The organism is bacterium (assembly GCA_037131655.1).
Classification (GTDB): Bacteria; Armatimonadota; Fimbriimonadia; order Fimbriimonadales; family JBAXQP01; genus JBAXQP01.
In genome coordinates this window covers 1-11002 of sequence record JBAXQP010000065.1, presented here as the reverse complement: position 1 = coordinate 11002, position 11002 = coordinate 1, and the positions used below count along the sequence as shown (strand labels likewise).

Sequence of the window (11002 nt, the reverse complement as noted above, 5' to 3'; positions counted from 1 at the left end):
GGAATTTTCGCAATCCTCTTCTTTCACAAAAAACCACTGATCAATCTACACAAAAGCTCATAGCCTCTAAATAAAGGCACCCCCTTAAGTATCAGGCTAACTTGTAATCCTGCCGATAATTTGAAAATAAGCGCCGATTCCATGTGAGGAGGAAGCAAAAAATAGAACGCCGCGAGTTCCGGGGTCGCGGCGTTCCATGTGAGGAGGGAATCAAGCACCAGAGCAAAAAATGCTCATGGTTCACTATCCCAATGAGTAATTCGCAAAACCGACCCAAAAACGGACAGATTTTTGGACTTTTTTCAACTTTTTTTGAAAAAAGTCTGAATTGAAGCTGAAAGACAACCGTAAATATTTCAGGTTTCCAGTAATTTTGCCTGGATAACGACTAGTGCTCGCTCGCATCATGTGTTTTTCGATCTTTCTTCAATAAGGGAACGATCACTTTATCTAGGTCTTCATCGATTTCTGCGGAGGGGACATTTTTATGCAAAAACCATCCCTCGATATGATCGGTTCCTCCGCCTGGTTCCAACTTCGTCAATGGCCCCAACGTCTCAACCTCAAGCATGTCACCATTTGTAAAGCACTCCATATTGCAACCGTAATCAGCATATCGAGCGCCATTAGAATAAGGGAAGAACTTGAAGAACAGGTGGTTGTTTCGCCAATAGGCTGCCCAGCCATCTTTTATTAGCGCGCCGAGCTTTTGAGGGCTAGTCGCATTAGGGTCTTGACGCAATTGAATATATTTACTGCTCCATGTCCATCGCGGGTCGTCCATTCGTGTATAACGCCATAAGACCAAAGGACGAGCAGGAGCAAGTTCATCGGTGTGAGCCGCATAGGGTTCTTGAGGAATAATCGCTTTGCCGCCGGGCGCCATCACCGTTAAAGGCCATACGGCCAGCTTAACAGCCCATTGGCCTTCATTTATAATCCGATGGATTATCTTTACATGGCTTCCCTCAGCAGCCAGATGGATGCTCATTTCCTTTCGAATGCCGGTGTTAGCTTCAGTTTTGGGTCTAAGATGAAGCCATCGTCCATCCCATTCATACGGAACAGTTTCGTTATAAGGCTCATAGGAGCGAGGATTCTTTTCCGGCGCATGCCATAAGCGATGCCCCCCGTATATCCTCCACTCATCGCCGCCTACTTTTCCAAGCTGATCCTTGAACTCATGAAATTCGTTCTGCTCACCAACAAACCCATATCGTATTACCCGCGGTCCAACATCAGTGGTAACAATAAGCTCAACTTCCCCATTAGTAAGCCGGATACAATTCGGCCAGCCTCCATAAGAAACAGTTTCCATATCTTTACTCCATAAATACAAGGTGATTGGTTTTCGGTGTTAGGGTTAGGAAATCATTATCTTGATCTTATCCTGAAAAGCTCCGGCAGTGCCGCTCCGCTCTGCTACCGAAGCATCATAAAGGACGTCATTCCGAGCTTTGTCGAGGAATCTTCCGGAAGACCCTTCGACAAAGCTCAGGGTGACGTGCCTAACGGCACGTTTTGATCCGGAGACCCCTTATAATCTCCCTTGGAAATGAGGATATTCCTAAATCCGGATCTTGCCTCTTACTTCTTGCCTCTATATCCCCATCACTTTTCGCTAACTGGCTCGGGATCTCCTGCTGGGGAGAAGTGGGATTCTAAATCTTTATAGGACTCGAAAGTGATATCGGACGGGAGGTCTTGGATAAAAAGCCTCACGGTATCTGATGGGCTTTTCTTGCGGGCTTGCTGCATCAACAAGGCTTTGTTGGCGGGGTAGCTCAGACCGTTGAGAAAATCAGCTAACGAATCCGACCACTCGGACCTATTGCGGTCAAAACTAGTGCCGAAGTAGTGCTTGCGAGCCAGTTCGTTGCGAAGAACTTCCTCGCGAAGACCTTCGACAATAATCTTCCCATCCACAATAATATAAGACCGATCGGTAATCGCCAAAGTCGCTTCGACATTATGATCGGTAATCAGAACGCCAATCCCTCGATCTTTAAGGCGGCGGACTATCTCCTGTAACTCCTCAATCGTCACCGGGTCAATGCCAGTGAAAGGTTCATCGAGCAGGATGAACTTGGGATCGGTTGCCAATGCTCGGGCAATTTCGACTCGGCGGCGTTCGCCACCTGAGAGAGTGTAGGTATGCGAATCGCGGATATGCTTGATGTGAAAGTCAGCCAAAAGCTCTTCCAGCTTCTGTTTTTGCTGCTTCGTCGTAAGATACGTCATTTCGAGTACTAGCTTCAGGTTATCCTGAACCGATAACTTACGAAAGACAGATGGTTCTTGTGGAAGATAGCCTATGCTCGCCTTTGCCCGCTTATAGATCGGCCAATCCGTTATCTCAACATCATCTAGAAACACCTGACCTTCAAGCGGCTTGACAAGCCCTACAATCATATAAAAAGTGGTGGTCTTACCGGCGCCATTGGGACCTAAAAGGCCAACGACTTCCCCTTGCGCGATATTGAGTGACACGCCATCAACAACAGCGCGGCCACGGTAGACTTTCTTTAAATTGTTTGCTCGAATTATCATTACTTACTCGGAGCCTGCGCAGGTTGCTCTGGCTTAAAAACGGTGGTTCCATCAGCGAAAGAAATCGTATAGACGCCGTCCGATTCTAGAGTAATTGTACCTTTTGTTCCTGTCTGGATCATTTTTGGCTTATCGGTTTCGACTTTGACATTGCCTACCAGACTGAAAGTACGGCTCTCCTGCTGATAATCAAGAGAATCAGAAGAAGCATTCATCGTACGAATCACTGTTCCACTTGTATCTTTTTGTTTTATGATAATATGCACCCCGCCGGTAGCTTTTGCCCACTGCATTTGAAGCTCTACTTTACGGGCAGGATTCGGCGATACTTGCCCTTCCACTTTGGGAGCGCGCATTTGGACCCAGCGATCATCTTCATCAGAAACGAGGGTTGTACCTGCCCCTGTATAGATGAATGTATAAACCTCACCACTTACACGGGCAGTGATCTTTTCATAACCGGAGATAGATGTGCCCCCGTAACGTGTCGACTTTACTTGTTGTTTGGCTGCAGGAGCCTGAGCATAAACAACAAGCGCCATTAAGGTTATTAATCCAACTGCGAATTTCTTCACCACGAGCCTCCCGTCAAGCCAAAAGTTCTAATCCACTTTCGACTTGCCTAATTATGCATATTCTTGAGCGATGTATTAGCGATTAGTTTTACGTCGCGCAGTTCAAATCCTGGTTCTCTGAAAATTATCACCGGCTGACCTTCGGCTGTGATCTCATTCAATTTTGCACGCCAAAATATCTTATCCGCTTTAAATGACACTCTATTAATGAATGATGTCCCCTCAACATGCCCCACTGCGCGCAAGGTCTGCTTTTCAGTGTCATAGTCACAAATATCAGCGCTAATTCGAATAGCCGGCTTGCCATTCTCGTAAAGCACCCCTTTCAAGCCTTTGAGTTGACCATATCCTCCTTTTTCTACTTGAAAGGTGGCTGATCCGCTCTCGATTTCAAGCCGCCAAAGGGGCTTTCCCGTCTTTGGATCGTCAAATTGAAGCTTGATCCCTTTGACGGGCGCATTATAGATTGTGTCATTATCTGCTTTCTTCTGATTACGCTTCTTGCCCTGTCCACATCCACAAAGGACAAGCGTCAGAATTAGCAGGATTATCCCGCATTTATTCACTTCTGGCTCACCGAGGTTGTTTTGTCATTCTTTTGCGCCATATGTTGGCCTTTGAGTTGACCACAAGCACCCGCAATGTTTTGACCTCGTTCAAGCCGTTGTGTGACATTTACTCCTAAATTCTCCAGATAACCTCGAAAAGCCTTAATGCGATCGTTTGAAGGGCGTTTATATCCTAGCTCGTTATCAACATAATTGAATGGGATCAAGTTGACCACGCTCTGGATCCCTCGAACTAACTTCGCCAGTTTCTTTGCCTGTTCCTCTGTATCATTGATCTCTGACAGCATTAAGTATTCAAATGTTACTTTCCGACCGGTAAATTTTATATATTCTTTACATGCAGCCATCAAATCCGCAATCGACCACTTCTTACTGACCCGCATAATTCGTTCGCGAAGCTCATCATCTGCCGCATGCAAAGAGATCGCCAGTGTGAGTTGCAGACGAAGTTTGGCAAGTTCTTTTATCTTAGGCACGATCCCGACTGTTGAAATGGCCACATGGCGCATTCCGATGCCGAGTTCGTCATTTAACAAATGGACGCTCTTGATTACATTTTCATAATTAAGAAGCGGCTCACCCATCCCCATGTAGACCACATGCGAGATGCGGCGTTGGCTCAATCGTTGGTGAATGAGCACCTGCTCGACCATTTCCCCCGCTGTCAGGTTGCGAGTATAACCACCCTGTCCCGTTGCGCAAAATGAACAGCCCATCGGGCACCCAACTTGTGTCGAGATGCAGCATGACACCCTATCTTCATAGGGCAGCATCACCGTCTCGATAATCTGATCGTCGTGCAGCTTGAGCAGAAGCTTTTCGACACCATCGGTTGAATGCAGTTCGGATGCAATTTCGGTACGACTAATTTCCGCTGCTGCTTCCAATTGTTCACGAACGGCCTTGGGTAAATCAGTCATTGCGGAAAATTCAGTGACGCTTCGCTGATATATCCATTGGGCGAGTTGTTTGCCGCGAAATGCCGGCAGTCCCAGTTCCTGCACCCACTGCGACAATTCCTCTTTGGTCTTCCCTATCAAAATCGATTTTTCTCGTTCCGCCAATTCAAGCATATTTACTTCCGCGATTATTCGTTTAATTCATCTACCAGCTTCGCCACCCGATTGCGCGCCTCTGCTGTAGTTCCATCATCAATTTTTAGGCTCAAACGAAACCATAGTCCCGGTTTGCTGCCTTCCGGCAAGAGCGATACGGGGAGGTAAAACTCGGCATTCTCAAAAAGAAAAACCGCTATCTCTTCCTCTATCCGATCTAAATACGCTTTCACCGTTCGATCCATGAATAAAGTATACCGCTTTGTGTTCTAACCCGTAGGTGAATGAACAGGCGGCATCGGAGGGTAATATCTTTCTAACAGTCAACAGGGGGATGAAAAATGGCGCTCAAGATTGCGGTACTGCCAGGTGATGGGGTTGGTGTTGAGGTGACAGCGGAAGCTGTAAAGGTACTCAAAGCTATCGGGCGAAAGTTTAAGATTGAGATGGTGTTTGAGGAAGCGCTTATCGGAGGAGTGGCTTATGATGCAACCGGTCATCCATTACCTGATGAGACCCTGGCATTGTGCAAATCCAGCGATGCCGTCCTTCTAGGCGCCGTCGGAGGACCGAAATGGGACAAAATCCAACCACCGAGTCTTCGCCCCGAAGCGGGAGCGCTATTACCCTTACGCCGCGCGCTTGGGCTTTTCGCAAACCTCAGACCAGCTAAACTATCCAATGCTCTCATTCATACTGCCCCCCTCAAAACGGAACTCATCGAAGGGCTAGATATTTTGGTTGTGCGTGAACTCACCGGCGGCATCTATTTTGGTGAACCTAAGGAACGCCGTGATAATGGAAAAACTGCGGTTGATACCTGCGTCTATACAGCAAAAGAAATCGAGCAAATTGCGAAAGTTGGTTTCGAAGCGGCCCGAATGCGCCGCAAGCAACTGACTTCTGTTGATAAAGCCAATGTGCTTGAGACATCACGGCTTTGGAGGGAGGTTGTGATCGAAGTAAGCGCACACTATCCTGACATTCAACTTAATCACATGCTAGTTGATAATGCAGCCATGCAACTCGTCCGCTCACCGCTTCAATTCGATGTAATTCTAACAGAAAATATGTTCGGCGACATCCTCAGTGATGAAGCGGCGATGCTGACCGGTAGTCTCGGTATGCTCCCAAGCGCTAGTTTAGGAGAAGGTGATTTTGGTCTCTACGAACCTGTCCACGGCAGCGCTCCCGATATTGCCGGCCAAAACAAAGCCAACCCTATGGCGGCTATCCTATCAACAGCGATGCTAATGCGCTACACGGCTCATCACGAAGAAGCTGCCCAAACCATTGAAAAAGCTGTTGAAAACTGCCTATCCTCTGGTACCAGCACCTCCGACATTGGCGGCTGCGCTACCACTTCACAAGTAGGTGATATGGTTTCAGAAAAGGTATAGCAATACCTGAAGCTGGGAAATGCGCTAATTTCTTAACGAAATTTGCGCATAAAACTAAAATTGTAGTGGCAGAATTCAGAAACATGTCGTATTATATACAGTAGTTGCTTTGCTTATTTTTTAATGAACTTATCTGTCAAGGACCCGAAAGGAAATGCAAGAACGAAACGAATTCTATGCAATATTAGGCGTTAAGCCCTCCGTGTCACAAGACGAACTAAAAACGGCATTCCGCCGGCTAGTTCGTATCTATCATCCGGATATTAATCCCGATCCGAGCGCAGTTGAACGTCTCCAAGAGGTCATTCACGCCTATCACGAAATCGCCGAATCGGATGAGCATAAGCCGTCGATCTGGACTTATGTAAGAAATTCATCCTCGGACGAAGCGCCTACCTCACATTCAAAATCTTGTGTTCGCACTCAGAAATCGTGCATCACCCCTCACCAACCGTATAAAAGAAGACGATTAGTCGTCGCACTTGGTCTATCCGCCACTTTGGGATATTTCTCTCTTCTGACAGGGCAATATAACCGTGCGGTTGGAATATCCGAATCACCAAATATTTCAACAATGGTTCAACAGGCTCGAAGTCCTGGCAAGCAGTTATCTGATAGCATAACCCAAGAGAAAATTCTTATCGAGCTAACTCCTCCCCGTGTTTTCTTAGATCCAAGCCCCGATCAGAATCGCAAAGAACTTATTGTTCTAGCCAGGCTCCAATACGATGTCGCTAATAAGTTGAAAGTTCATTATCGAAAACACGCCTCTATGCAAACATCACTCAGGGAAAAAAAGCAGAGCTTAAAATTATCCGCTTACTATGAGGTATTCGGCAAATGGCTTGGCTGCGTAGAATATAAGCTTCGAGGAAGGGATGTCGACCAGAAACTTGCTTATTATTCCAAAATAATGCAGAAATCTCAACTGAGTTATGAGAAAAAGGCAGATTTGCCCAACAACCAAAGCGCTGAACCGATAGAAAGTCCCTATCGCATCGCCTCTGTTTATTGGTAATCTGTTCACTTCTACCTATACCCACAGGTACACTAACATTGAGCCACTGCCCGATTACGGGTGAATTTAGGTCTGGCTCCGGAAGGTATAAATGATGGAAGTTGAGACGATAAAAATAAGGTTACTTAACCAGCTAGAGAAAATAGAGGTCATTGACTGTCACGAGCACCTTGGGCCAGAATCGGAGCGCACCGATACTGAAGTGGATGTTTTCTCACTCTTTAGCCACTATACGGTAGGCGATCTTTTTGCCGCTGGAATGTCGCCCACCCAACACCAATCCCTCCTCAATAGAAATCTTCCGCTCGATTATCGTTGGGGATTATTCGAGCCTTTTTGGGAAAATATCCGCTACACCTCATATTCAGAAGCGGCGCTTATAACCGCCCGCAAGTTCTATGGCGCGGATGATATCAATAAGAACACCTACCAGGCAATCACCGAAGCCGTTAAGAAGTTCAATACTCCCGGTATCTATAATCGAATCCTCAAAGAGGCATGCAACATCCGAACTTGCTTGACCTTACCCCTCGGCTATACCGGCAACGAACTTGGCACTCCTTTATTAACTCTTCTAAAGTGGATGCCCGGCACGAACACTCGCTCTAATTTCCTAAATCCTGAATTCGCACCGGATGCGGTTATACGAACATTAGATGATTTTATAGATGCCTATAAGGCCTGGCTGGTCAAGTGTAAAGCCGATGGGGCAGTTGCCCTTAAGCTCTTTTCCAGCCCATTTGGCGAACCTAATCGACAGGAAGCAATTTGTCAATTCAACAAGCTCGTATCCGGAGAAATCAACGACCTGCCTGAACGCAACGTTATTGCGGACTATGTGATCGATGAGATTATCAAGTTCATCGGCCAACAGGATATGGTGATGGCAGTGCATACGGGCTATTGGGGTGATTTCCGACAACTCAGCCCGCTTCACATGATCCCTGTGCTCATGCGCCACCCGAACGTTCGATTTGATTTATTCCACCTCGGCTATCCTTTCGTGCGCGAGGCAATTATGATGGGCAAAGGCTTCCCCAATGTTTGGCTAAACCTATGCTGGACCCACATCATCTCGAAGAAGTTCGCCTTCGAAGCGATGGATGAACTGATTGATACGGTACCAGTTAATAAGATCATGGCTTTTGGCGGGGATTATGGCTCTTACGCAGTCGAAAAGGTTTACGGTCACCTCGTCATGGCGAAAGATAATTTTGCTACGGTAATGGCAAATCGAATTGCCGCCAAACATCTCACTGAAGAACAAGCGATGTCCATCGCCCAAAAATGGTTCTTCGACAATCCAAAGGCGCTTTATAAACTGGATGTTTAAGAGTTGGTATACATCTTAGTAACGATATTAAATTGGAGTTAAGCTACATGGATACAACTGCTTTAAAACAGAATTTATTGAAATCGATTGAGAAATTTGAAGTCATCGACTGTCATGAGCACTTGCGGCCGGAAAAGGTTCGACTTGAGAAGAAAGTCGATGTCTTCACTTTTTTCTCACACTATTGCCACTGGGATCTTCTGACTGCGGGGATGCCCGATGCATCTTACCAGGCGCTCTATAACCATAACCTCCCACTCGATTACCGTTGGGACAGCTTCGAACCTTATTGGGAGAATATTCGTTATGGCTGCTATGCAACAACTGCGTTAATAAGCGCAAAGAAGTTTTATGGGGTTGATGACATTAATCGGAAAACCTATCGCGCGCTTTCGGAAGCAATTCAAAAGAACAACACGCCGGGGTTATATGAGCGTGTCCTTAAAGATGCCTGCAATATCCGCACCACACTAAATCAATGTGGAATTACAGATACTGAATCGCCTCTATTGACCCCAATTTTATGGATCCCGCTTAACGACTCGGTTTCGTCTATACTCGATTTCTCTTCCGATACACCTATTCGAACGCTCGATGACTACATTTATGCCATGAAAAAGTGGATTTTAAAAGTTAAGTCGGAAGGCGTTGTTGCCTTAAAACACATTATACGACCCTACTATGAACCCAACAGGGCAGATGCTCTGGAATGTTTTAACACGATCATGAATGGTGGAACACCCTTTACATGGCGCGGAACCGGCGGACTTGAGCCATTTACTCGCCGAAATCCAATGCATGATTATGTTTTAGATGAAGTGTTCAAGTTTGCTGGCCAACAGGATATGCCGATTGCCGTTCATGCCGGTGTATGGGGAGATTTCCGTGAGCTCGACCCGAAACACATGATCCCAGTACTCACGAGACACCCCAATGTTCGCTTTGACTTGTACCACTTGGGCTACCCATATGTTCGCGACACGATAATGATGGGCAAAAGCTTTCCTAATGTTTGGGTCAACTTGGCCTGGGTTCATACCGTCTCGAAGAAAGCAACTTATGAAGCTTTGGATGAGCTCATCGATACGGTGCCGATGAATAAGATTTTAGGCTTCGGCGGCGATTATGAAACTCCAGTCGAAAAAGCCTACGGGCACTTAGTAATGGCAAGAGACAACATCGCCGGTGTTCTAGCGGGGCGTGTTGCCGCAAAGCACATGACCGAAGACCAAGCTCTCACCATCGCTAAAAAATGGCTTTTCGACAATCCCGTGGAGCTTTATCGGCTGAAGTTTTAGTTGAGGAAGGCATGATCCCTGAAGTGGAAACTATTAAACAAAATTTACTAAAAGAAATCGAACAGATTCCGGTTATTGATTGCCATGAGCATCTACCGACTGAGGAAGAGCATCTTTCTATGACATTAGATTTGTTCAGCCTCTTCCTTTCCTACACCCTATTAGACCTTAGACAGGCGGGTATGTCGGAAGAAGATACTCAATCTCTCTTTAACAAAAACCTGCCTCTGGAGAGCCGATGGGAGTTGTTTGAACCTTACTGGAATCAGGTTCGATATGGTTCTTACGCCCAGGCAGTTCTAATAACAGTAAAAAAGTTTTGGGGCATCGAGGATATCAACCGTAATACTTATCAAACCCTCTCAGAGGCAATCGCTAACTCGAATACCCCTGGGATTTATGATCGAGTTCTAAAAGATGCCTGCAACATCAAAACTTGCCTCACCCAGTGCGGCAAGACCGATACTGGCACGGCCTTATTAACTCCCGTTATATGGATCCCGGATTGCGATACGGAAGGCACTATTCGGTTCTTAGACTTTGAACCTAGTACACGTCTTGAAAGCTTAGATGATTACGTGGATGCAGTTTGTAATTACATTCGAAGGGTGAAATCAGAAGGAGCTGTCGGTCTCAAGTGCTTCGGTCAAGAGTTTACAGCGCCGGATAAGAAAGCGGCATCAGAAATCTTCAAACATTTCCATGACAATGAGGACTTTTCACCATTAAAGAAGGAGCAACGGGCTTTCATTCCTCCAAGTCCATTGTTCAATTATATCGCCGATATTGCATTCGGTCTCGCTACGGAACTTGAATTGGTCTTCGCTATCCATACGGGTTACTGGGGCGATTTCCGCAACTGGAATCCAACTAATGTGATACCTACCCTTGAGCGGCATCCGAATACGCGCTTTGACTTGTACCATCTTGGCTATCCCTTCGTGGGCGAATCGATCAATATCGGAGATCGCTTTCCCAACGTCTGGCTCAATTTTTGTTGGACACACATTATCTCGAAGAAGTGCGCCTATGAAACCATGGATCAAGTCATCGACACCGTGCCGGTGAACAAGATTTTAGGTTTCGGCGGCGACTACGGCGTTCCCTCCCAGACAGTCTACGGCCACTTAGTAATGGCAAGAGACAACATCGCCGGGGTACTGGCTAATCGAATTGCAAATAAGAAATTAACGGAAACCCAAGC

10 protein-coding genes and 1 pseudogene are annotated in these 11002 nt (G+C 46.3%); 5 read left to right on the top strand and 6 right to left on the bottom strand.

Translation table 11 applies throughout. From position 1 onward, the window contains the following. Window positions 1-388: 388 nt before the first annotated feature. From WCO51_04670 to WCO51_04645, 6 genes and pseudogenes are all read right to left on the bottom strand, one after another. Complete coding sequence (locus WCO51_04670; protein MEI6512552.1) at window positions 389-1318, bottom strand: hypothetical protein; 930 nt, start codon at window positions 1316-1318, stop codon at window positions 389-391. A 518-nt stretch (window positions 1319-1836) separates the two neighbouring features. Beyond that, window positions 1837-2550 (bottom strand): annotated as a pseudogene (lptB, locus tag WCO51_04665) (LPS export ABC transporter ATP-binding protein). After that, on the bottom strand, window positions 2550-3125 hold the full coding sequence (locus tag WCO51_04660; GenBank protein MEI6512551.1) for a hypothetical protein: 576 nt from the start codon (window positions 3123-3125) through the stop codon (window positions 2550-2552). The pseudogene lptB and the gene WCO51_04660 overlap by 1 nt, the downstream one beginning before the upstream one ends. A gap of 47 nt (window positions 3126-3172) precedes the next feature. Next, entirely contained in the window at window positions 3173-3691 is a 519-nt protein-coding gene (locus WCO51_04655; GenBank protein MEI6512550.1) for a hypothetical protein, read from the bottom strand. Then, entirely contained in the window at window positions 3688-4767 is a 1080-nt protein-coding gene (gene rlmN, locus WCO51_04650; protein ID MEI6512549.1) for a 23S rRNA (adenine(2503)-C(2))-methyltransferase RlmN, read from the bottom strand. The genes WCO51_04655 and rlmN overlap by 4 nt, the downstream gene beginning before the upstream one ends. Before the next feature lie 14 nt (window positions 4768-4781). Continuing rightward, complete coding sequence (locus WCO51_04645; GenBank protein ID MEI6512548.1) at window positions 4782-4982, bottom strand: DUF3006 domain-containing protein; 201 nt, start codon at window positions 4980-4982, stop codon at window positions 4782-4784. Window positions 4983-5090: 108 nt separating this feature from the next. Between WCO51_04645 and leuB the strand changes: the two genes are divergently transcribed. From leuB to WCO51_04620, 5 genes are all read left to right on the top strand, one after another. Continuing rightward, window positions 5091-6149, top strand: a complete 1059-nt coding sequence (gene leuB, locus WCO51_04640; GenBank protein MEI6512547.1) for a 3-isopropylmalate dehydrogenase — start codon at window positions 5091-5093, stop codon at window positions 6147-6149. Window positions 6150-6303: 154 nt separating this feature from the next. After that, the gene (locus tag WCO51_04635) at window positions 6304-7167 is read left to right on the top strand and encodes a DnaJ domain-containing protein (protein MEI6512546.1); all 864 of its coding nucleotides are present in this window, start codon (window positions 6304-6306) and stop codon (window positions 7165-7167) included. Window positions 7168-7258: 91 nt separating this feature from the next. Next, window positions 7259-8500, top strand: coding sequence for an amidohydrolase family protein (locus tag WCO51_04630; GenBank protein ID MEI6512545.1), 1242 nt, complete (start codon window positions 7259-7261; stop codon window positions 8498-8500). Window positions 8501-8547: 47 nt separating this feature from the next. Next, window positions 8548-9798: an amidohydrolase family protein gene (locus WCO51_04625; GenBank protein ID MEI6512544.1), complete on the top strand. Its 1251-nt coding sequence runs from the start codon at window positions 8548-8550 to the stop codon at window positions 9796-9798. Next, window positions 9753-11002 (top strand): amidohydrolase family protein (locus WCO51_04620; protein MEI6512543.1); only part of this gene is annotated, 1250 nt, incomplete at its 3' end. The genes WCO51_04625 and WCO51_04620, both read left to right, overlap by 46 nt.

Bases quoted from the DNA above. Each gene is read 5' to 3' on its own strand.
- WCO51_04635 (MEI6512546.1), top strand. From the start codon at position 6,304: ATGCAAGAACGAAACGAATTCTATGCAATATTAGGCGTTAAGCCCTCC.
- leuB (MEI6512547.1), top strand. From the start codon at position 5,091: ATGGCGCTCAAGATTGCGGTACTGCCAGGTGATGGGGTTGGTGTTGAG.
- WCO51_04630 (MEI6512545.1), top strand. From the start codon at position 7,259: ATGATGGAAGTTGAGACGATAAAAATAAGGTTACTTAACCAGCTAGAG.
- WCO51_04625 (MEI6512544.1), top strand. From the start codon at position 8,548: ATGGATACAACTGCTTTAAAACAGAATTTATTGAAATCGATTGAGAAA.
- rlmN (MEI6512549.1), bottom strand. From the start codon at position 4,767: ATGCTTGAATTGGCGGAACGAGAAAAATCGATTTTGATAGGGAAGACC.
- WCO51_04670 (MEI6512552.1), bottom strand. From the start codon at position 1,318: ATGGAAACTGTTTCTTATGGAGGCTGGCCGAATTGTATCCGGCTTACT.